The organism is Mesorhizobium sp. ZC-5 (assembly GCF_025753855.1).
In the GTDB taxonomy this organism is placed as follows: Bacteria; Pseudomonadota; Alphaproteobacteria; order Rhizobiales; family Rhizobiaceae; genus Neomesorhizobium.
In genome coordinates this window covers 187,093-208,729 of sequence record NZ_JAOWPT010000001.1, presented here as the reverse complement: position 1 = coordinate 208,729, position 21,637 = coordinate 187,093, and the positions used below count along the sequence as shown (strand labels likewise).

Annotated in this window: 22 protein-coding genes; 11 read left to right on the top strand and 11 right to left on the bottom strand. The window is 62.3% G+C overall.

Annotated elements, in window-relative coordinates:
* Positions 1–4 precede the first annotated feature (4 nt).
* From OHD58_RS00895 to OHD58_RS00880, 4 genes are read right to left on the bottom strand one after another with little or no spacing between them, the layout of a single operon-like run.
* Positions 5–1,660, bottom strand: a complete 1,656-nt coding sequence (locus tag OHD58_RS00895) for an ABC transporter ATP-binding protein (protein WP_263801157.1) — start codon at positions 1,658–1,660, stop codon at positions 5–7.
* A 4-nt stretch (positions 1,661–1,664) separates the two neighbouring features.
* A complete protein-coding gene (locus OHD58_RS00890; protein ID WP_412177145.1) occupies positions 1,665–2,498 on the bottom strand; it encodes an ABC transporter permease in 834 nt (277 codons plus the stop codon).
* Complete coding sequence (locus OHD58_RS00885; protein WP_263801156.1) at positions 2,495–3,436, bottom strand: ABC transporter permease; 942 nt, start codon at positions 3,434–3,436, stop codon at positions 2,495–2,497. Before OHD58_RS00885 ends, OHD58_RS00890 begins: the two co-directional genes overlap by 4 nt.
* Positions 3,418–4,608, bottom strand: coding sequence for a C45 family autoproteolytic acyltransferase/hydolase (locus tag OHD58_RS00880; protein WP_263801155.1), 1,191 nt, complete (start codon positions 4,606–4,608; stop codon positions 3,418–3,420). The genes OHD58_RS00885 and OHD58_RS00880 overlap by 19 nt, the downstream gene beginning before the upstream one ends.
* Before the next feature lie 139 nt (positions 4,609–4,747).
* Between OHD58_RS00880 and OHD58_RS00875 the strand changes: the two genes are divergently transcribed.
* Together OHD58_RS00875 and pobA are read left to right on the top strand one after the other, a co-directional pair.
* Positions 4,748–5,662 carry a GntR family transcriptional regulator gene (locus OHD58_RS00875; RefSeq protein WP_263801154.1) on the top strand — a complete coding sequence of 305 codons (915 nt, stop codon included), beginning with the start codon at positions 4,748–4,750 and terminating at the stop codon, positions 5,660–5,662.
* A gap of 100 nt (positions 5,663–5,762) precedes the next feature.
* Complete coding sequence (gene pobA, locus OHD58_RS00870; RefSeq protein WP_263801153.1) at positions 5,763–6,932, top strand: 4-hydroxybenzoate 3-monooxygenase; 1,170 nt, start codon at positions 5,763–5,765, stop codon at positions 6,930–6,932.
* A 29-nt stretch (positions 6,933–6,961) separates the two neighbouring features.
* On the opposite strand, the gene OHD58_RS00865 is transcribed toward pobA, so the two are convergent.
* Entirely contained in the window at positions 6,962–7,735 is a 774-nt protein-coding gene (locus OHD58_RS00865) for an IclR family transcriptional regulator C-terminal domain-containing protein (protein ID WP_263801152.1), read from the bottom strand.
* Positions 7,736–7,866: 131 nt separating this feature from the next.
* Between OHD58_RS00865 and OHD58_RS00860 the strand changes: the two genes are divergently transcribed.
* From OHD58_RS00860 to pcaF, 3 genes are read left to right on the top strand one after another with little or no spacing between them, the layout of a single operon-like run.
* Positions 7,867–8,724 carry a CoA transferase subunit A gene (locus OHD58_RS00860; RefSeq protein ID WP_263801151.1) on the top strand — a complete coding sequence of 286 codons (858 nt, stop codon included), beginning with the start codon at positions 7,867–7,869 and terminating at the stop codon, positions 8,722–8,724.
* A complete protein-coding gene (locus tag OHD58_RS00855) occupies positions 8,721–9,524 on the top strand; it encodes a CoA-transferase subunit beta (RefSeq protein WP_263801150.1) in 804 nt (267 codons plus the stop codon). Before OHD58_RS00860 ends, OHD58_RS00855 begins: the two co-directional genes overlap by 4 nt.
* Positions 9,517–10,722 (top strand): 3-oxoadipyl-CoA thiolase, encoded by a 1,206-nt coding sequence (gene pcaF, locus OHD58_RS00850; RefSeq protein WP_263801149.1) that lies wholly within the window; start codon positions 9,517–9,519, stop codon positions 10,720–10,722. The genes OHD58_RS00855 and pcaF overlap by 8 nt, the downstream gene beginning before the upstream one ends.
* A 48-nt stretch (positions 10,723–10,770) precedes the next feature.
* Here pcaF and OHD58_RS00845 read toward each other — a convergent pair whose 3' ends face one another.
* The 4 genes from OHD58_RS00845 to pcaC are packed head-to-tail and all read right to left on the bottom strand — an operon-like array spanning position 10,771 to position 13,598.
* The gene (locus tag OHD58_RS00845) at positions 10,771–11,823 is read right to left on the bottom strand and encodes a 3-carboxy-cis,cis-muconate cycloisomerase (RefSeq protein WP_263801148.1); all 1,053 of its coding nucleotides are present in this window, start codon (positions 11,821–11,823) and stop codon (positions 10,771–10,773) included.
* Between the two features lies 1 nt (position 11,824).
* Positions 11,825–12,439, bottom strand: a complete 615-nt coding sequence (gene pcaG, locus OHD58_RS00840; protein ID WP_263801146.1) for a protocatechuate 3,4-dioxygenase subunit alpha — start codon at positions 12,437–12,439, stop codon at positions 11,825–11,827.
* Positions 12,439–13,200 carry a protocatechuate 3,4-dioxygenase subunit beta gene (gene pcaH / locus OHD58_RS00835; RefSeq protein WP_263801143.1) on the bottom strand — a complete coding sequence of 254 codons (762 nt, stop codon included), beginning with the start codon at positions 13,198–13,200 and terminating at the stop codon, positions 12,439–12,441. Before pcaH ends, pcaG begins: the two co-directional genes overlap by 1 nt.
* Positions 13,197–13,598, bottom strand: a complete 402-nt coding sequence (pcaC, locus tag OHD58_RS00830) for a 4-carboxymuconolactone decarboxylase (RefSeq protein ID WP_263801142.1) — start codon at positions 13,596–13,598, stop codon at positions 13,197–13,199. The genes pcaH and pcaC overlap by 4 nt, the downstream gene beginning before the upstream one ends.
* A gap of 276 nt (positions 13,599–13,874) precedes the next feature.
* Here pcaC and OHD58_RS00825 point away from each other — a divergent pair, with 276 nt between their 5' ends.
* The 6 genes from OHD58_RS00825 to OHD58_RS00800 all read left to right on the top strand — a co-directional run bounded on the left by OHD58_RS00825 (position 13,875) and on the right by OHD58_RS00800 (position 20,391).
* Positions 13,875–14,906: a LacI family DNA-binding transcriptional regulator gene (locus tag OHD58_RS00825; protein WP_263801141.1), complete on the top strand. Its 1,032-nt coding sequence runs from the start codon at positions 13,875–13,877 to the stop codon at positions 14,904–14,906.
* Between the two features lie 229 nt (positions 14,907–15,135).
* Positions 15,136–16,260, top strand: coding sequence for a sugar ABC transporter substrate-binding protein (locus tag OHD58_RS00820; RefSeq protein WP_263801139.1), 1,125 nt, complete (start codon positions 15,136–15,138; stop codon positions 16,258–16,260).
* A gap of 95 nt (positions 16,261–16,355) precedes the next feature.
* Positions 16,356–17,876 carry a sugar ABC transporter ATP-binding protein gene (locus tag OHD58_RS00815; RefSeq protein WP_412177154.1) on the top strand — a complete coding sequence of 507 codons (1,521 nt, stop codon included), beginning with the start codon at positions 16,356–16,358 and terminating at the stop codon, positions 17,874–17,876.
* Positions 17,873–18,853, top strand: coding sequence for an ABC transporter permease (locus OHD58_RS00810; RefSeq protein ID WP_263801137.1), 981 nt, complete (start codon positions 17,873–17,875; stop codon positions 18,851–18,853). Before OHD58_RS00815 ends, OHD58_RS00810 begins: the two co-directional genes overlap by 4 nt.
* On the top strand, positions 18,850–19,833 hold the full coding sequence (locus tag OHD58_RS00805; protein ID WP_263801136.1) for an ABC transporter permease: 984 nt from the start codon (positions 18,850–18,852) through the stop codon (positions 19,831–19,833). The genes OHD58_RS00810 and OHD58_RS00805 overlap by 4 nt, the downstream gene beginning before the upstream one ends.
* Before the next feature lie 15 nt (positions 19,834–19,848).
* On the top strand, positions 19,849–20,391 hold the full coding sequence (locus OHD58_RS00800) for a gluconokinase (protein ID WP_263801134.1): 543 nt from the start codon (positions 19,849–19,851) through the stop codon (positions 20,389–20,391).
* 23 nt (positions 20,392–20,414) lie between these two features.
* Here the strand turns inward: OHD58_RS00800 and OHD58_RS00795 are convergent, their stop codons facing one another.
* Both OHD58_RS00795 and OHD58_RS00790 read right to left on the bottom strand, forming a co-directional pair.
* Positions 20,415–20,798, bottom strand: a complete 384-nt coding sequence (locus OHD58_RS00795) for a hypothetical protein (protein ID WP_263801133.1) — start codon at positions 20,796–20,798, stop codon at positions 20,415–20,417.
* A 9-nt stretch (positions 20,799–20,807) separates the two neighbouring features.
* Complete coding sequence (locus OHD58_RS00790) at positions 20,808–21,566, bottom strand: invasion associated locus B family protein (RefSeq protein WP_263801131.1); 759 nt, start codon at positions 21,564–21,566, stop codon at positions 20,808–20,810.
* Positions 21,567–21,637: the final 71 nt, after the last annotated feature.

Sequence of the window (21,637 nt, the reverse complement as noted above, 5' to 3'; positions counted from 1 at the left end):
CGGCTCATGAATTGGCGGCCCGCTTTGGTTCCGCTGCGCTGCCGGACAAGGTCCGGTCAAGCAGCATCGCTGCGTCGAGCAGGCGGCGGGTATATTCGTGGCGCGGCCGATCGAAAACGTCGTCGCGCGAGCCGATCTCGACAATGCGTCCGTTTTCCATCACGGCGACCCGGTCGGCGACCTGCTCCACCGCTCCCAGATCGTGGGAAACGAACAGGCAGGCAAACCCATGGCGCGCCTGCAGTTCGCGGATCAGCTTCAGTATCTGTTTCTGGACCGTCATGTCGAGTGCGGAGACCGGTTCGTCGGCGACGACGAATGCTGGCCGGCTTACGATGGCGCGGGCAATCGCCACGCGCTGTCGCTGGCCTCCCGACAATTGGTGCGGCAGGCGGCGCGCGAATTCGGGGCCGAGCCCGACTTCGGCGAAGACCTCGCTGACACGATCGCGCCGTTTCGCGGCATCCAGGGTCGGATCGAGCTTGAGGGGCTCTGCTACGATATCAGCAATGCGTTGGCGCGGGTCGAGGGAAGAATACGGGTCCTGGAAAACGATCTGGACGTTTCGGCGCTGTGCCCGGCCTTCCGCATCGCGTTTGCGCGAGATCGCGCCACCGCGAAACCGGATCGTGCCTTCCGTCGGCGTGACCAGGCCAACGATGGCGCGGCCGAGCGTCGTCTTGCCAGAGCCGGAGGCCCCGACCAGCGCCAGTGTCTCGCCGCATCCGATGGTCAGGTCGACGCCGTGGACGGCACGCTTGGCTGCGGTCTTTCCGAAAAGGCGGCTGCGCCCAGGATAGTCGATCACAACATCCTTGAGCTCGATCAGGGGTTCCAGTGCCGCGTCGGACCGAATGCCGCCGGCGCTGCGGCGCGGCAGTGCGTCGACCAGCCGTTTTGTGTATTCATCCTTGGGCGAACGCAGCACCGTTGTGCTGTTGCCCTGTTCGACAGCCGTGCCCTTGTGCATGACGACGACATTGCGAACATAATGCGAGACCATGCCGAGGTCGTGACTGATAAGCAGGACGGAAGTATTGTTCTCGCGGGTGAGCTCCACCATCAGATCGAGAACGTCGCGCTGGATCAGCGTGTCAAGCGCCGTGGTGGGCTCATCTGCGATCAGCAGAGCGGGCTTCAGCAGCATCACCGAGGCAAGCATGATGCGCTGGCGCATGCCTCCCGAGAATTCGTGCGGATAGGCAGCGAGGCAGCGCTCCGGATCCTCGATGCGGATGCGCTTCAGCATGTCGAAGCTACGATCGCGAATCTCGGCCTTGCCGAGCCGCTGGTGCAGCAACAGCCCTTCCGCCATCTGCTGGCCGATGGTCATCGACGGATTGAGGGAAACCATCGGCTCCTGGAACACCATGCCGATTTCAGCGCCGCGTATGCTCCGCATGGCAGGGGCTGGCAGTGTCGTCAGTTCGCGGCCCCGAAAGCGGATGCTGCTGTCGGGCGTCACCTTGAGCGCGGTAGGCAGCAGACCGAGGACCGAGCGCGCTGCCATGGTCTTGCCTGAGCCGGATTCGCCGACCAGCGCAAGCATCTCGCCGGCGGGGATGTCGAAGCTGAGACCGTCCACCACCTTGGCGCCGGACTGGCCGACCGCCACCGACAGGTTTTTCACAGAAAGAACCGGGGCCTGCTCACCTGTCATCGTGTCAGTCCTGCATCTTGGGATCGAGCCAGTCGCGAACCGCGTCGCCCAGCATGTTGACGGCAAGCAGCGTCACGGAAATGCACAGGCCCGGCAGGATGATGAGGTGCGGCGCCTGGCTGATATAGGGCCGTGCCGTGGACAGCATGTTGCCCCAACTGGGCGCCGGCGGCGGCACGCCTAGCCCGAGGAAACTCAATGCGCTTTCGGACAGTATGATCCAGCCGAACATGGTTGTCGCCAGCACCGTTATGGGAGCGATGCAGTTGGGCAGCACATGGCGCATCATGGTAACGATCTCGCTGTTGCCCATGACGCGCGACGCCTCGACGAACTCTCGTTCGCGGATCGACATCACCGTGCCGCGCACTACGCGTACGACGACCGGCATGTAGGCAAGCCCCAGCGCGACGATGATGCCGTTGCGGCTCGCACCGAACACGGCCATGAAGCCAAGAGCCAGCAGCAGCCCGGGAAACGCCAGGAAGGCATCGTTGAACATCATCAGAATGCGGTCGGTCCAGCCGCGCAGGAAGCCGGCCAGTACGCCGAAGACAACGCCCAGCACGATCGCGAAGGCGACCGTGCTGAAAGCGATCCAGGCGCTGGTGCGGGCTCCGTAAATCAGCCGGCTCAGGATATCGCGTCCGAACTCGTCTGTGCCAAGCACATGCATTGCGGAAGGCGCTTGCAGCCGCGCCATCAGGTCGAGTTTCAGCGGATCGTAAGGCGCCAGCCATGGCCCGATGATCGCGACCAGGACCAGCAGTGCCACCATGGCGCCGCCGAATAGTCCGTTGAAACGAAGCCGCGGCAGGCCGAGAGCGCGGGCGATCATGCCGTCACCCTTGGGTCGAGAAGCGGATATATAAGATCAACGATCAGGTTCACGACGACATAGATGAAAGCGATGAACAGCATGCAACCCTGCACCACAGGATAGTCGCGCGCATAGATGCCATCGATCAGCAGCCGGCCGAGGCCGGGGATGGTGAACACGGTTTCGATCACCGCTATGTTGGCCAGCAGGCTGCCGAGAATAAGCCCGATCAGCGTCCAGGTGGGCGCGAAGGCGTTCTTGAAGGCATGCCTCCACATGACTGCCGATTCCGACAGGCCCTTGGCGCGAGCGTGGGTGATGTAGTCGAGCCGTGAGACCTCTATCGTGCTGGCGCGGGCCATGCGTGTGATCGATCCGGATTCGACCAGTACCAAAGTGATGACCGGCATGATGATGTAAAGAAGCGCGCCGGTGAAATCGCGGCTGAAGGGCACGTAACCGACGATCGGCAGCCAGCCGAGTTGCAAGCCGAAGATCAGTAGCAGCATCAGACCCATCCAGAAACTCGGTATGGAAAGAAGCAGCGTCGATATCGCGATCACCGCGATATCGCTGAAGCGGTCTTGTCGCCACGCGGCGAACATGCCGGCGGGCACGGCGATAAGGGCGGCAAAGAAAACGGCCACCAGGACGATGGTGGCCGATACGGAGAAACGGTCGAGGATCAGGGGAAGAACGTCCTGGCGGGTGGCGATCGATTGGCCGAAATCCCCTGTCAGGACATTCCCCATCCAGATCAGGAACTGGACGGCGATGGGTTGATCCAGCCCCATTTGGCGACGCATGGCCTCGACCTGGCCGGGCTGCGCGAGATCCCCCAGCATGAGTGTCGCTGGATCTCCGGGTATCAGTCGCATCAGCATGAAGACCGTCGCCGAAACGATCAGCAAGGTCGGAATCGAACTGGCTATCCGCGTCAGGAGGAAGCGGACCATCGTTTTTCCCTTTCCTCGCCGTGTCCTTCGACGCCGGTTCCCGCCGCCCGGGCAAGCACCGCTTCGTCCATTGCCAGCTCGTAGCGGGTGAAGATGCGGTTTAGCGCGGGCAGCGGCGCGACCTCCATGATGCCTTTCGCCGGCTCGCAGATGATCATCGCGACTGTAGCCGACAGGTTGCCGCCCTCTTTCTTGATCGGTGGGCGGCAGACGCAGAATGGTGCGCCGAAATCGTCGAACAGCGCGCGCTTCAGGTCATCGGCGATGATGTCTCCCGGCCGCTCCGACAGCACCTTCAGCACGCGATGGTCGCGGTAGAGGCTATCCGGCACGCTGGCCAGCCCGGTCTCCCGCACTTTCGACAGCGCGACCTGGCTCTGCCAGTGGTTGGCATGCACGATCATCCCATTGGCCGGGTAGATCGGAAAAGCTTCATCGGGTGCGCATTCGAGGTCGACCGCATAACCCTCGGCCGTGCTGACCATCATATTGTTGGAGCCGGATTTGGGCGTGATCGCGACAACGCGCAGGGCGAGCGCGAAATGCTGAGCTTCGAGCGCACGACGACGGATGAAGGGCAGGGGTATGCCCATCTGGCTGTAATCGCGGTCGCATTCGAGATAGTTGGCGGTGATCGCGATGCCCGCTGAGTTGAAGCCGCTGCGGGCCAGGCCACCGGCTTCGGTGAATGTCAGGATATCCGGGCCGTCGTCGCGAAGGATGCGCAGCACGATTGATGTCTCGGCGCACTCGGCCTTCCAGTCCCAGTTCTGGCCGTGGATCAGGGCACCTTCGCGTGTCGCCTCGGGCAATATGACAGCACCGGTGCAACCGTCCGGTTCGTCGTCGCCGACGCCCGCCTCGCGACGGGCGAGCTGCAGCACCTCCGTGCGGGCATTCACCAGAACGATCGATGTCAGGCTGAGCTTCGCACCTTCGGCGATGCCTTCCATTTCCTCGACCAGATCAGGCGCCCATTGCCTGATGCGGGGAAGAAAGGTGGTGACCAGCCGGTCCACGTTGGCTCCGTCGAAGCCGAGACGGTCGAGTTGGCTGGTGTAGTGCCCGGCCGAGAGGTGGATGCGTTCACGCGCCTGCTCGCCATACATGCGCCCGCGTTGGCGCGGCGTCCCGGCGATCTCGACAAGGGGAAATGGCGTTGTTCCAGTCATCGTGCGGCCGCCCCGATATTTGCTTTTCATGTCAGCATAATGCATTTTGATCAAATGAAAAGCAGAAATCCGCTTCGCTAAGCCGGCTCGCGCAGCATTGTCTTATGGCTATAATGCGATACCGATGGGGATCACGAACGTGCCAACGACAAGCGACATTGAGCAGGCGGAAGGCCCGAGCGCGCTGCAGCTAGATCTCGCGCGCCGGATCATCGATCGGATACGCGACGGCGAGATGAGCGTGGGAATGCGTATTTCCGCTCCCGAGCTTGCCCGCACCTTCGGCGTCTCGCGATCGCCGATCAGCGCTGCCCTCGATCTCCTCGTCGAAAAGGGGGTACTCGAGCCGACGGAAAAGCGCGGGCTGCGAATCGCGCGCGATACCCTGGACCTCAACCCGCGTGACCTGTTGCCCAATTCACCGCTTGAGGAGCTTTATCGCCGAATGATGCGCGAGCGTGCGCTCGGTGAACTTCCGCAGGAAGTATCCGAGGCGGAATTGATGCCTCGCTACGGTGTTTCGCGCGGCGTCGTGCGCAAGCTTTTGATGCGCTTCGCCGCCGAAGGGCTGGCGCAACGCCTTCCCGGTCATGGCTGGCGGTTCGTCGAGACGCTGCTTGGCGACGAGGCATACCGTGAAAGCTACGCCTTCCGCGCTGTCGTGGAGTGCGCGTCCCTGCGCGTAGCGGGATTCAAGGTCGACGCCGAACAAGCAGCCCAGATCAGGCGGTCGCATGAACGCATTCTGAAGAATCCGTCCCGCAACACGGAGAGCGACGAATGGTTTCGCGTCAACGCGTTCTTCCACGAAAGCCTGGCCAGTTTTTCGGGAAACCGGTTCCTTACGGATGCGGTGCGTCAACAGAACAATCTACGGCGCATGCAGGAATCGGCCGCTTTTCATGAATTGCCGCCGGAGCGCGTCGAGCAGTCCTGCCGCGAACATCTTGCGATCCTCGAGGCTGTAGAACTCGGCGATGTTGAATGGGCGGAAGCACTGCTTCGCCAGCATCTGCGCCAGGCGTCCGAATTTCGCTGGCCGAATCATGCTTAGCGGATCTGGCCTCGATCGGGTTTTTCCATCACGTCGCGCCAAATCCCATTGCAGGGCGCGGCATACCTCATAGAATTCGCCGGGAAATTTGAGAGGGGCGATGCGTACGAAGGTCGCGATAATCGGGTCGGGGCCGTCCGGGCTGCTGCTGGGCCAACTGCTTTCCCGGGCGGGCATAGACAATGTCATCGTGGACCGCGCAAGCAGGGGGCATATCCTTGAAAGAGTCCGCGCCGGCGTGCTGGAGGAGGGAACTGTCGGCCTGATGGAACTGTGCGGGGCAGCCGCACGGCTGCACGCCGAGGCGCTGCCGCATGACGGTTTCTCCCTGGCTTTCAATGGACAGAACCATCGGATCGATCTTCATGGGCTGACGGGCAAGCGGGTCATCGTCTACGGCCAGACGGAGCTCACGCGCGATCTGATGGAGCAGCGCCAGCAGGATGGCGCACAAACGGTCTATGAGGCCGAGGAGGTGGAACCGCACGGTTTCGATGGGGAAAAGCCTTTGGTGACCTATCGCCGCGATGGCGTTACGCGTCGGATCGACTGCGACTTCATCGCAGGCTGCGATGGATTCCATGGCGTCAGCCGTAAGTCCGTGCCCGAAAAATCAATAGCGACTTTCGAGCGCGTCTATCCCTTTGGCTGGCTCGGCATTCTAGCGGAGGTGCCGCCGGTCGGCCACGAGCTTATCTACGCCCAGCATGAGCGCGGTTTCGCTCTTTGTTCGATGCGGTCGGCGACTCGCAGCCGCTACTACATTCAGTGCCCGCTCGATGAGAAGCTGGAGACATGGCCCGATGACCGTTTCTGGAACGAATTGCGCAGGCGGCTTCCGCCGCGCGATGCCGAACGTTTGCAGACCGGGCCGGCTTTCGAAAAGTCGATTGCTCCGTTGCGTTCCTTCGTCGCCGAGCCGATGCGGTTCGGCAGGCTTTTCCTGGTTGGCGATGCCGCTCATATCGTCCCGCCAACCGGCGCCAAGGGGCTGAATCTCGCCGCCAGCGACGTGCACTATCTGTTTTCGGGCTTGCGGGAATTCTACGCGGAAAATTCGACGGCCGGCATCGACGCGTATTCGGCAAAGGCGCTTTCGCGTGTCTGGAAAGCCGTGCGCTTCTCCTGGTCAATGACGATGCTGATGCATGAGTTTCCGGAGGTCGGGCCGTTTGGCCGGAAGATGCAAGAGGCCGAACTGGCTTATCTGGTCCAGTCGCGTGCGGCATCGACGGTGCTCGCCGAAAACTATGTCGGACTGCCGCTATAGACCAGCACGCGAGAGGGACGGCGCGCCGGCTATTGCACCACAAAGAAATCCTCGATCGAACGCGCCGCCGCAAGCAGATGCGGAAGGATCTCGCGTTCCATTTCGGCTGTCGTGAAACGCGACGACTGGGTCGAGACGTTGATCGCGGCGACGACCTTTCGTGAACGGTCGCGGACAGGTACGGCAATGGAGCGCAGACCAATCTCGAGCTCCTCATCGACGATGGCAAAGCCGGCCTGGGCCACCCGGGTGATCTCGGCGGCGAGCTCGTTCCGGTCGGTAATGCTCTTTTCGGTGTTGCGTTCGATCCTGGCCGTCGAGAGGAATTCCCGCAATTGCGGTGGCGGCAGGTCCGACAGCAGGACACGCCCCATCGAGGTGCACCAGGCCGGCAGCCTGGTTCCGACATGCAGGGCCACGCTCAGGATGTGACGGCCGGGAACGCGGGCCATATAGACCACATCTTCACCGGAAAGCACGGCCGCGGAACTCGATTCGTTGAGGCGCGTGGCCACCTCGCGCAGGAAAGGTTCGGCATAGGACCACAGCGAAGAGCCCTGCAGCCATGTCCGTGAGACGGACAGCAATCGCGGTGACAGCGCGAAATGCCGGCCGGTCTGGATCGAATAGCCCGTGGCGACCAGGGTCAAGAGGAAACGCCTTGCTCCAGAGCGGGTAAGGCCAGCTTTGTCGGCCGTCTCGGTCAGCGTCAGCCCAACTGGATGTGCAGCCAGAATTTCCATCACCGCGAGCCCGCGTTCGAGCGAACCGACATGGTCTCGCGATTGAAGTGTTCCGGTCATTGCACGTTCGATCAATCCGGCACGCACCTTCAGGATGCGCGCTTGACATTTGTGAAGCAATTTCTCAGAAATATCGCATACAAAACATTTGTTCGCAATACGAACATTTTTGCTTGGACTTGGAGGAGCGAATGACGAAGTTTCTAGCGCTGCGCGACGCAGTCGCGGAGAATCTTCATGATGGCGACGCGGTCGCCTTCGAGGGTTTCAGCCACCTCATTCCAACGGCCGCTGCGCACGAGGCGATCCGCCAGGGATTTCGCGACCTCACGCTGATCCGAATGACGCCAGATCTGATCTATGACCAGATGATCGGTATGGGCATGGCGCGGAAACTCGTCTTCTCATACATCGGCAATCCAGGTGTCGGCCTGCTTCGGCGGGCACGCGATTCGATCGAGAATGGCTGGCCGAACGTGATAGAGATCGAGGAGCATTCTCACGCGGCCCTGGTAAATGCCTATGAGGCGGCCGCCGCCGGTCTGCCTTGCGCGGTTTTCCGCGGCTATCGCGGCACCGAGTTGCCCAGCGTCAACCCGAATATCAAGTGGATTACCTGCCCGTTTACCGGCGAGATATTGGCTGCGGTGCCTTCGCTGCGCCCGGACGTGACGTTCATCCATGCACAGAAGGCCAACCGGAAAGGCGATGTGCTGGTCGAGGGCATCATCGGTATCCAGAAGGAAGCGGTGCTCGCCGCGAAACGGGCAGTTGTCACCGTCGAGGAGGTTGTCGACGATTTCGACGACCTCCATCCCAATCTTACAGTGCTGCCGAACTGGACGATTTCGGCGATCTCTGTCGTCCCGGGCGGTTCGCATCCATCCTACACGCATGGCTATTACGGACGCGACAACGCCGCCTATCGCGAATGGGACGATATCGCCGCCGACCGGGAGCGATTCCAGCAGTGGATGCAAGAGAATGTGATCGAGGCGGGACCGGATGTTTTTGCCGAGCGTGTAACCGAGCTGAGGGGCGTGGCATGAGCGGCTTCAGTCCAGATGAGATGATGACGATCGCCGCCAGCCGCACGCTGAAGAGCGAGGACGTTTGCTTCGTAGGCATTGGCGCGCCGTCGGCGGCCTGCAATGTCGCCCGCCTCACGCATGCACCTGGTATCACCCTGTTTTATGAATCCGGCACCATCGGCACTGCCCCCGATGTCCTGCCTTTATCGATCGGCGACGGAGAATTGTGCGACACCGCTGTCACCACGGTATCGGTCCCCGAGATGTTCCGCTACTGGCTGCAGGGCGGTCGGGTGACGATCGGGTTTTTGGGCGCCGCCCAACTCGACAAGTTCGGCAACCTCAACACAACCGTCATCGGCGACTATGCGCATCCAAAGACGCGCCTGCCTGGCGGCGGCGGCGCGCCGGAAATCGCCACCTCGTCCGGCGAGGTCTACATAACCGTGGCGCAGTCGAAGCGCGCCATGGTCGAGAAGATCGATTTCTTCACCACCTTCGGGCACGGCGAGGGTGGAAATCACCGCCAGCGCCTTGGCATCGGCACCGCCGGACCGACATTGCTCATCACCGACCTTGCAATCTGGAAGCCGGATCCGGTTACCAAGGAATTCACCGTCGTGTCGCTCCATCCGAGGGTGACGCGCGACCAGGTGCAGGAGACGTGCGGCTGGGCGGTAAAGTTCTCGGAAGAGCTGACTGAAACGGCGGCGCCAACGGAGATCGAGCTCAGCACGTTGCGCGATCTCAGGGCACGCACCGCCGAGGCTCACAAGCGGCGCATTGCTGCCGATAAGAAGGAATCGAAGAATGGCTGAGGCCTTTATCTGTGACTACATTCGCACCCCGATCGGCCGCTTCGGCGGTTCTCTTTCCTCCGTTCGCGCCGACGATCTCGGCGCGATACCGTTGAAAGCCCTGATGGAGCGCAACAGCGGTGTAGACTGGGAGGCGATCGACGACCTGGTTTATGGCTGCGTCAACCAGGCCGGCGAGGATAACCGGAACGTTGCCCGCATGGCGCTGCTGCTCGCGGGATTGCCGGAATCGGTGCCGGCTTCGACGGTCAATCGCCTGTGCGGCTCGGGCATGGACGCGCTGACGATCGCCGCGCGCGCAATCAAGGCCGGCGAGGCCGAAATCATCATCGCCGGCGGTGTCGAATCGATGAGCCGTGCGCCCTTCGTCATGCCCAAGGCAGAGACCGCATTTTCGCGCAACGCCGAGATCTACGACACCACGATCGGCTGGCGCTTCATCAATCCGCTAATGAAGAAGCAGTATGGCGTGGATTCCATGCCGGAAACCGGGGAAAACGTTGCCGAGCAGTTCAAGGTGAGCCGCGCCGACCAGGACGCTTTCGCGGTGCGCAGCCAGGACAAGGCAGTGGCCGCGCAGGCGAACGGCCGGCTGGGCAGGGAGATCGTGGCTGTCACCATTCCGCAGCGCAAGGGCGATGCAATCGTGGTGTCCAAGGACGAACATCCGCGTGCCGGCACGACCGTCGAGGCTCTGGCGAAGCTGCCGACTCCGTTCCGGCAGGGTGGCACCGTGACTGCCGGCAACGCTTCCGGAGTCAACGACGGTTCGGCTGCGCTCATCGTTGCTTCCGAAGCAGCCGCGCGGAAATATGGCCTGACCCCGATTGCCCGCATTCTCGGCGGTGCCAGCGCGGGCGTCGCGCCGCGCATCATGGGTATCGGCCCGGCGCCGGCGACGAAGAAGCTGTGCGCGCGCCTCGGTATCAAGCCATCCGAGTTCGATGTGATCGAACTCAACGAAGCTTTCGCCTCCCAAGGGATCGCCGTGCTCCGTGAACTCGGGATTTCCGAGGATGCGGCGCACGTCAACCCGAACGGCGGCGCCATCGCACTCGGTCATCCGCTCGGCATGTCCGGCGCCCGCATCACCGGCACGGCGGCGCTTGAGCTCAAGGAACGCGGCGCCAAGCTGGCGCTTGCAACCATGTGCATCGGCGTGGGACAGGGCATCGCGGTCGCGCTCGAAAGGGTTTGATTGCCGGGCTGATGGCGCATCAGTCGTCGGGCTGAGTGCGGCGTAGGTCTATTGTCCCAGGTGCTCGATATGGCCAACAAGTTCCACGGCGATTCTTGTTGCGGCGGCTGTCGCCATCACCATGTTGGTCAGGACCAGCCATTCCAGTGTCCAGGCGGAACCCGACCGTTCCAGTTCATGCACGAGCGCCTGATGGATGCCTGAAAGCTGGACCGCGTTGTAGCGCGCCAGCGTTACCAGAATCTCGGCGGCGACCGGGTTCTGCTTGTGCGGCATTGCCGAAGAGGCACCGCCGCCGCCGAGAGCGATCCCGGAACCGGTCTGGGCCATCAGCGCCACATCCTGCCCGAACTTGCCGAGGCTGCCCGTAACCAACGACAGCCAGCCTGCGAATTCGGCGATGCGGTCGCGCTGGCTGTGCCACTGCGGCGCGTCGCCAAGGCCGAGTTCTTCGGCCAAGGCCTTGCGGATGATTGCGGCATTGTCACCTAGCTTCTCGAGGGTTCCCGCCGCGCCGCCGAACTGGACAACGAGAAGCGAGGGTCGCAAAGCCGCCAGCCGTGCACGATGGCGGCCGAGCGGTGCGCGCCAGCTTTCGATCCGGTCGCTCGCCGCGATCGGAATAGCCGGCTGCATGCGCGTGTAGGCCATCAGCGGATTTTTACCGAAACGGCTGTCCAAACCGGCAAAAAGGGCGTCAATTTTCGCCAGACGGTCATCGAAATTCACCAGAATCGGCACCAGGTTGCAGATTTTCGCGGTATCGATGACGTCTTGGCTGGTTGCGCCGAAATGAACGTGCTTCGCGTGCGGTTCGCCGACCGCTGCGCGCAATTGCCGGACAAACTCCGGAACGACAACCCCGTCCCGCGCCGTGGCCGCTTTCAAACTCGCCATGTCGGGCCTGAAGCCGTTCAATCCATCGCGGATCGCCGCAGCCGCCTCGGCGGGGATCAGGCCATGTTGTGCCTCGACCTTGGCGAGAGCGATTTCGAACGAAAGCATCGCAGCGATCTCGGCACCGCTGCCGAGCAGTTGCGCGGTTTCATCGTCGCCGAGGAGCCCGGACAGGAACGGATGGTCGAAAGCGGACACGGCCATGTCAGATGTCGAGGAACACGGTTTCGTGCTCGCCCTGGAGGTGGATGTCGAACGTGTAGATATCGCCGTCACGCGGTGCGATCAGCGTCGGAACGCGCGTGCGGTCCTCGATCATCGCCAGCACCGGATCTTCGGTGTTGGCGGTCGTCTCGTCGCCGAAATACATGCGGGTATGAAGGCCGATATTGATGCCGCGCGCGACGATCCAGACGGTGATATGAGGCGCCATGAGGCGGCCGTCCCCGAACGGAACGCGGCCAGGCTTGATGGTCCTGAACACGCATTCGCCGGTCGTCATATCGGTCGCCAGGCGGCCCCAACCCGTGAAATTCGGGTCGGCTACTGCGCGCGGTTCGGAGGGCGAATTGTAGAACCCGTCGGCGTCAGCCTGCCAGATCTCAACCAGCGCGTCGGTGAGCGGCTGGTCCGCTCCGTCGAAAACACGCATTTTTACGTCGATGCGTTCGCCGCGCGTCTTTTCATCGACCATGATCGCGCCAAGATCGGTTCCGAAGACGCCGGCAATGCCCGAAAAGTTGGGCATGAGGCCGATGTGGACGTAGGGCCCAGCCGTTTGAGACGCGCTTTCCTTCAGCCGGTCAGAGGATTGCGGCATCAATTGCCCTCCAGCCGGTTTTCGAAAAGCGAGGATTGGCGGCCACGCAAGACGATGTCGAACTTATAGGCGCATGCGTCCATCGGAATCGTCGCTTCCATGTCCAGTCCCGCGATCAGCCGCTCGATCGCCGCTTTGTCGGGGATCGTGCGGACGATGGGGCATTTCCAGATCAGCGGGTCGCCTTCGAAATACATCTGCGTGATCAGGCGTTGCGCGAAGCCATGGCCGAAAATCGAAAAATGGATATGCGCCGGACGCCAGTCGTTCGGCCCGTTCGGCCAGGGATACGGGCCTGGCCTGATGGTACGGAAGCTGTACGATCCGTCCGCGCCGGTTACGGTGCGGCCGCAGCCGCCGAAATTCGGGTCGAGCGCCGCGACATAACCTTCTCGCTTGTGGCGGTAGCGTCCGCCGGCATTGGCCTGCCAGAATTCGAGCAGGGCGCCGGGGACGCCCTTGCCCCGTTCGTCCAGCACCCGCCCGTGGACGATTATGCGCGGGCCGACGGCGCTTTCGCCTGGCCTGGCAAAGTTGCGGATCAGATCGTCGTCGAGTTCGCCGAGAATATCGTGGCCGAAAACAGGCCCGGTGATTTCAGACAACGTGCCGTCGAGCGAAAGTAGCGCCTTTCGGGGCGAGCGCAGGACGGATGACTTGTAGCCTGGCGCGAAGGCCGGCGGATGCCAGTCCCGATCGCGCGGGAAGAAGGCTTCGGTTTCTGGCTTGCGGTTTGAGAGTCCGCTGGCTTCGGTCTTCATTTCTGGTCCTTGCCGTCCATCTCGTCGAAAACCTTCCTGGCAAGCTTGAAGGCGTGATTGGCGGCCGGGACGCCCGCATAGATCGCCACATGCAGCATCGCCTCGCGGATGTCCTCCCGGCTGGCGCCGGTATTGGCCGTGGCGCGGATATGCAACGCGAACTCCTCATCCCGCCCGAGCGCGGCGAGCAATGCGATCGTCACGATGGAGCGCTCGCGCTTCGTCCAGTCCGGGCGCGACCAGACATGGCCCCAGGCTGCTTCGGTGATCAATTGCTGGAAGGGCTGGTCGAAATCGGTCGCCGCTGCACCGGCGCGGTCGACATAGGCGTCGCCAAGCACGGCCCTGCGCGTGGCCATCCCCTGGCTGTGACGGTCGCCTGTTTTTGCTTCGCGCATATAGGCATACTCCGGCAAGATACGGTCGTTTGTCCGCCCAATGCGGTCAAGCCGCAAAGTGATATGAATTTCCTTCGCTTACAACCGAAAACCAGAGTCCTTTGCACCGTTGTCGGCCGCCCGCTCGCCTTGACAAGAGACAGGCGTTGCGCGACGCCAAGTGTGACCTGCTCTGTGTGCAGTCCCGTCCCGCGCGGCAAAACAGGTGCTGAGGATGCTCGCCAACGTCGAAATCATTGCAAGCGCCCGGGACGGCAGCCTTATGGCCGGACGCCGATGAAGCCACGCTCGCGCCGGGGCGGCGGACGACCGACGATCGCCGATGTCGCAAAGCGTGCGGGAGTGGGCGCTATAACGGTTTCGCGCGCGCTGCGCGAGCCGCAGCGCGTTTCCGAGGATTTGCGCCGCCAGATCGCAGCGGTGATCGACGAGCTTGGCTACGTACCGGACCCGAACGCCCGTGCGCTCGCGTCGGTACGGACCGACGTCATCGGGGTTCTGGTGCCTTCGCTGACGAACAACGTGTTCGCCGAGGTGGTGCGCGGCATCTACGATGGTCTCGGCGACAGCCATCTGCAGGTCCAGCTCGGCAATACCCATTATTCCGGCCTCGAGGAGGAGCGCTTGTTGCGGGTGTTCCTAAGCCAGCGCCCGTCGGCTCTTGTCGTTTCCGGTATCGACCAGACGCCGACGGCGCGGAAACTGCTCGAGGGTGGAGGGTGCCCGGTCGTTCAAATCATGGAGATCGGGCCTGATCCGGTCGACATGATGATCGGCTTTTCGCATTTCGAAGGTGGGCGTACCGTCACCCGCCATCTCGTGGACAGAGGCTATCGCAAGGTCGGCTTTATCGGCGCGCGCATGGATCCGCGTTCGCAGCGCCGCCTCGCCGGCTACCGCGCGGAAATGAAACGGGCAGGTTTGTTCGATCCGCGCCTGGTCACGACCACGACGATGCCGTCCAGCATCCCGCTCGGGCGTGAATTGCTACGCGATGCTCTCGCCAAAGTGCCGGCCCTCGACGCCGTCTTCTGCAATAATGACGACCTGGCACTCGGCGTCCTGTTCGAATGCCATTGTTCGGCGATCGAGGTGCCGGCCAAAATGGGTATCGCGGGGTTCAACGACCTCGACATGATGAGCGTCGCCTTCCCATCGCTGACCAGCGTCAGCACGCCCCGCTACGAGATAGGCCGGCGCGCAGTTTCCATGCTGCGCGCCGCCATCGCGGGCTCCAGGCCGGAACAACCGGTGATCGACGTCGGGTTCGCACTTAAACCGCGTGAAAGTACAGCCCGCAAGATCTGACGTCTAAAACCAGAGATCGGGATATCTTTCCTCTTTACAGCAATGAATGGTAGCGCTACCATCCATTGCTTACTTCAAATATTTAAAGTCGGCCAAGTCATCGCGATGGAGGAAGTGCGATTACTTGCCGAAAATGACGCGGCAATGCCGTTCAGCCGGAGAATAGCTGGCGGCATCGAACCATGAGGGCATGCAAACAGCGTTAAAACTGCAACTGGGAGGAAGTTCGATGATCAAATCACGTATCGGCGGCTTCGTTGCCGCTTCTGCATTTCTACTGTTGAGTTCGGTCGCCATGGCTGAGCCTGAAATCGTCAGCGGGCCGGCGGCCGAACCGGATTGCTTCGCGCCCTGGACCGCGGAAACGAAATTCTTCAAGTTCCCGAAGAAAGACGGTCCCTACCGCATTGCGCTCGCTAACGGCTACATTGCCAACACCTGGCGCATCCAGATGATCCAGACCGCCAAGGCCTATGCCGCACAGCCCGACGTCGCTGCCAAGCTCAAGGAGTTCAAGGTAGTGTCGACCGGCGAGGACGTGCCGGCGCAGATCTCAGCGATCAACAACTTCATCGATTCCGGCTATGATGCCGTCGTCGTCAACGCACAGAATCCGACTGCCTTCGCGCCCGTCATCAAGCGCGCCAAGGAAGCCGGCGTTATTCTCGTGGCTTTCGACAACATCCTCGATACGGAAGACGCCATCAACGTCAACGTCGACCAGAAGGGCCTCGGCGTGCTGTGGGCCAACTGGCTGGTCAAACATCTGCCCGAAGGCGGCAAGATTCTCGAGGTCCGCGGCGTTGCCGGCACTTCCGTCGACACCGACCGCCACAATGGCATCCACGAAACCTTCGGCGCGACCGGCAAGAAATGGGACGTGGTTGAAGTGCTCGGCAAATGGGACGATCCAACCGCACAAAAAGCGACGGCCGACGCGATCGCCGTACACAAGAAGTTCGACGGCATAACCGCGCAAGGCGGCGATACCGGTGTCGTGCAGGCGATGATCGACGCCAAGCACGCCTTTGTTCCGTTCGGCGGCGAGACCGAGAACGGCTTCCGCAAGTTCTGTGCGAAGTTCGCAGGCGAAGGGCTGAAATGCTCGTCGGCCGGCACCGGCCCGGCGCAGGTCGCCGTCGCTATCAAGACGGCCATCGCCGCGCTGGAGGGTAACGTTGTTCCCCAGTCGGTGAAGTTGCCGACGGCCATTGTCGAGGATCCAAATTTCAAGGAAGGCGAGGATTTTTATCCGGACCAGTCCGACAACTTCTTCGTGGGCAACGCCTTCCCCACCTGCAACATCAACTTCACGGCGCAGGAAATCATGGGTCAGACCAAGGAAAATCAGTAGCTTCTAACCATGGACTGGTGTCGCGTCGCGATCCGCGACGCCAGTCTCCAAAGCATCCTGGGGAGGGATTGTTGGACGTTGCGCCGATTTTCCGCATGGAAGGCATATCCAAGCGCTATGGCGGCGTGCGGGCGCTGGAGAACGCCGCGCTGACGGTTGCTCCCGGCCGCATCCATGCAATCCTCGGCGAGAACGGTGCCGGCAAGTCGACGCTCATCAAGGTCATGGCGGGCGTTGTCGCCCCCGACGAAGGCCGTATGACGCTGGAAGGCCGCGAGGTCAAGTTCGCCTCGCCATCGGCAGCCAACGAAGCCGGCATCGTTTGCATCTTCCAGGAATTGTCGCTCATTCCCGAGCTCACCGTCGCCGACAACATCGTCATCTCCAACCCGCCAAAACGGTTTGGCATGATCGACCGCAAGCAACAGCGCAGGATCGCCGAAGACGCGCTGGCGCGTGCCGGCGCCGAGGACATCCATCCCCTCGCGCTGGTCAAGGACTTGCCCTTGTCGCGCCGGCAGATGGTCGAGATCGCCAAGGCGCTCGCCCGCAAGCCGCGCATTCTCATTCTGGATGAAGCGACATCGGCACTGACCGCCGCCGACGTCTCCAAGATTTTTGCGGTACTGAAGCGGTTGCGCTCCGAAGGGCTGGCGCTCCTCTACATCTCGCATCGCATGAACGAGATCGCCGAGCTGGCCGACGAATGCACGGTGTTCCGCAACGGCCGCAATGTCGCTACCTACGCCGCCGGCACCAAATCCGACACGGAAGTGGTCGAGCTGATGATCGGGCGCGAATACAGTCACATCTTTCCGCCGAAGCCGCCCCGCATTCCGGTCGACCGACCTCCGGTACTCGAATGCCGCAATCTCTCCTGGGCGGACCGGCTGAACGATATCTCGCTCACGGTTGATGCCGGCGAAGTCGTCGGGCTTGGTGGTCTCGACGGCCAGGGCCAGCGCGAATTGCTGCTTGCCTTTTTCGGCGTGCTGCGCGGTCTGTCGGGCGAGGTTCTGATCGATGGAAAACCGATCCGGATCTCCAGCCCCGCCGCGGCACGGGACAAAAAAATCGGCATGGCGTTGATCCCGGAAGACCGCAAGACAGAGGGGCTGATGCTGCCGATGACAGTGCGTGAGAACCTGTCGTTCGCGGCGCTCGATCTGCTCGCCAGGGGCGGCGTTATCAACCGTGGCGCCGAAGAAGGTCTTATCGACGAGATGATCCGGCTGCTCGCTATCCGCACCGCCGGCCTCGATATCCCGGTGGGAACACTGTCGGGCGGCAACCAGCAGAAGGTGGTCATCGCAAAATGGCTGATGCGGCATCCACGCATCATTCTGCTTAACGATCCGACACGCGGCATTGATGTCGGCACCAAACAGGAAATGTACCAGTTGCTGCGGCGGCTTGCCGACGCGGGTGCGGCGATCGTCTTCTACTCGACCGACTATGACGAACTGATCGGCTGCTGCGACCGCGTGCTGGTGCTCTACGAGGGCGCCGTCAAATGCGAACTGGCCGGCGACGACCTGACTGAGCGGGCGCTGATTGCAAGCGCTCTCGACATCGATGACCGGGATGTGGCGTTGCGGGCGAGGATGGGGGCATGAAGGACTGGCGATACCGTCTGGCCGACCAGCGCGGGACCTTGATTGCGCTGGCGCTGTTTCTGCTGATGTTCACCATCTACATCGCGAACCATCCGGCCGGGCTGACGGCCAATGTCGCCCAGACGGCGGCGAACAAGGGCGTGCTCTTGGCTTTCATCGCCATGGCACAGGCGCTGGTGGTGATCACCGCCGGCATCGATCTGTCGGTCGGCATGATCTTCCTGCTAACCAACTGCCTGGCATCCTGGATCGTGGTCGGTGCACCGGTGCCGACCGCGCTGGGAGTCGCCGGCGTGCTGATCGCGGGGATGGTCTGCGGCGCGATCAACGGATTGCTGGTCATCTACGGCAGGCTGCAGCCGATCGTCGCGACCATCGCGACCGGGGCGGTCTATTTCGGCATCGCGCTGCTGCTAAGGCCATTTCCCGGAGGTTCGGTCAACGAGGACCTGGCTGACGTATTCACCGGCAAACTGTTCGGTGTCGTGCCATCCAGCCTGGTGGCGCTGGCAGCCGTGGTGCTGCTGGTCTGGCTGCCGTTCCGCCGCTCCGAGATCGGCCGTGCCGCCTACGCGGCCGGATCGTCCGAATCTGCGGCTTTCATGTCGGGCGTACCGATCCGGCGCGGCAAGTTTGCCGCCTACACGCTTGCCGGATTGCTGGCTGCGGTGGGCGGGCTGTTCCTCACATTCTTCACCTATACCGGCGAGGCCGCCTATGCGAGCGGCAACGGTTATACGCTGTGGTCGATCGCCGCCGTGGTGCTGGGCGGGGTCTCGCTCTACGGCGGCAAGGGCAGTGCCGTCGGCGCAATCTTCGGTGCCTTCGCCGCCCGCACCACCGGCGACATGCTGTTCGTCTTCGATGTCGATCCGCTCTGGCAGCCGCTGCTCCAGGGCATCGTGCTGATGCTGGCGGTAAGCATCGGCGCGTTCGGCCTGCTACGCGTGCGCAACCGGCTGGAGTGGTTCGGATGAGCGAGATGGCTGGCCGCATCAGCGGGCGTTTCCCCAGGCTGATCCGCCGCGCCGACCCGGCGGTGGTTACGGCATTCGGCTGCATCCTGCTCTTACTTCTGCTAGGCAGCCTCTATTCGTCCAACTTCCTGTCGCTCGATTATCTCCTGCAGCAACTCAAGGTGGCTTCGTTTCTCGGCGTGATCGCGGCCGGCATGATGCTGGTGATCCTGCTTGGGCATATCGACCTTTCCATCCCTTGGGTGATGACGGCAGGTGCGATGATGGCGTGCGCGGCCGCCGGGTTCGGCGCTGTCGGCGCGGCGTTGGCCATCCCGTTCGGCGTTCTCTGCGGCGTCGCATTCGGCCTGGTGAACGGCGTCGGCGTGGCCTATCTTCGCATCCCCTCGATGATCGTAACACTCGCCACCAACGTCGTCGCGCAAGGATTGATGGTGGTCTATACGGGGGGATTTTCGCCGCAGGATTCGGCGCCGCCGGCAGTGCGCTGGCTGGCAACCGGGTTTGTCGTTCCGGGTCTGCCGAATGCCGTGCTTGTCTGGCTCGCGGTCAGCGGCGCGATGGTCTTCCTCCTCGGGCGCACGTCGCTTGGCCGGACAATCTACGGCATCGGCAACAGCGAGCGTGCCGCCTATCTCTCCGGCGTCAGCACCCGGCGCGTGGTGATGATTGCCTTCGCCGTGTGTGGCGGCCTGGCAGCATTCGGCGGCATCCTCCTCGCCGGTTATTCCTCCAAGGCGGCGCAGGCGATGGGCGACGCCTACCTGCTGCCGTCGATCGCCGCGGTGGTGCTGGGAGGGACGTCGATCCTCGGCGGCCGCGGCTCCTATCTCGGGACGGTGGCCGGCGTGATCCTCATCACGCTCCTGCAATCCATCCTCTCTGTCATGCAGATGCCGGAGGCCGGGCGGCAGATCATTTACGGTGTCGTAATCGTCGCCATGCTTCTGTTTTATGGCCGCGCTCCCGCAAGCCGGTGAAACGTGGTGGATGAAATGGCATCGATAACGCAGTCCGACGTCACCTTGCCGGCTGTTGTGGTGATGGGCGTCGCCGGAAGCGGCAAATCGGTGGTCGCGTCGGCTTTGGCGGCGACGCTCGGAGCCCGGTTTGTCGAGGGCGACATATTGCATCCGCCGGAAAACGTCGCGCGGATGGCAAGTGGCCTGCCGCTGACCGATATCGACAGGAAAGGCTGGCTCGATACCATCGGCAGCGAAATCGCGGCCGCCGCGTCACGAGGAGAAAGTGTCGTTGCCGCATGTTCCTCCCTCAAGCGCGCCTATCGTGAACGGCTGCGGCAACATTGGGGACGTATTTCCTTCGTCTATCTCGATATCGATCCGGAGACGGCGCGGCAACGCGTCTCCATGCGCAAAGGGCATTTTATGCCGGCCAGCCTCGTGGAAAGCCAGTTCGCCGACCTCGAGCCGCCGGCTGCCGACGAGAACGCGCTCACGCTCGATGGATCACATCCTGTTGCCGAACTCGTTGAAGCCTCGTCGGAGTTCCTGCGGGTCAATAGAACTATCAGATAGAAGCGGCCGCCGTCAGGCGCGGTTCAGTCGCCTCTTCTTTTGGCTATCTGCACGATCCGCGGAACCCTGGACGCTAGGGGATGTGCGTCCGGCGGCATTGCCGGGATATTGCGCGCATCGGTGTTGTTCTTGATGGGCACCGCGAGATACGCCCCTTCCCGGACGCCCTGAAACGTCTGTTCGACGATCGGCGCAAAACCGCCGCCGTGCATGCCGCTCAAAAACGCCAGCGTATAAGCGGCCTCGCCCGAAAACGAGAAACGGCAATCCGCAAACGAACAGCCTGCCAGAACGGGGGGAAGCCCGCCGCCATAATCGAGCTCGCAACGATCGAATGTGCAGTTCTCGAAATGCTTGCCGTCAAGCGACAGGCTTTTGTTGCGGTATACTTTTCCGGTTGCCGTCACTACCGCGCCCTAGTTGACCGCGTCGAGTTTATCGATGGCAGCGGTGAAGCCATTGAGTGAGACCGGGATCGTGACCGGGTTGCGGGTGACCGATTCCATGCTGATGTTCAGGCTGGTGCCTGTCTTCAGCGCCTTGATGAGATCGGCGTTGAGCGGGACGGCCGCATAGGCACCGTTCTGGTCGCTGGTCTGAATGGCCACCGTCTTCTTCTCGGCCGCATCGATCTGGTAGGAAGCGCCGGCAGGTATGAACAACCCATGGGGAAGCGCCAGCAGCATCGCCATGGCCCCGTCTTTCGGCTGCTTGCGGATCGTCACGGTCAGGACCCGCTGTCCGGTTTTCGACTCGGTCAGGTTCTGCGACATCTGGCATTCGAGCGCGCCTGCGTTTGCCCCGCTTGCGCAATTCACGGTCCAGGCAACGGCTGGTTTTTCCGGCGCAGGCGCTTGGGCCGCCGGTGCCTCAGGCTTGGCGGCTTCCTGTGCCGATACCGGTACTGAACCAATGCCCGCCGAAAGAAGTCCAGCGAATGCACAAAAGGTCAATCGGCTGAATTGCCGGTCAGGAACAAGATTCATGAAATTCTCCCTTTTGGCGCGCGTCCGGTCTCTTTTCGACCTGCATGCTGCATTATCGCGGTGCACCAATACAGCCATCGTTCCGTTTAGGAAAGACAACCGCAGGGCGCGGAGCGCGTTATTGCGAGCAGATTGTTGCGGGAGATGTTGCCGAAATATCACATCGCTGAAATGTTGCAGATTATGCAAGATTGGTAGTCTCCGGGACCAAGAAACACGGATACGGTGCCCCTCGGGTGTTGTGGCTGAGGCGGTAAAAG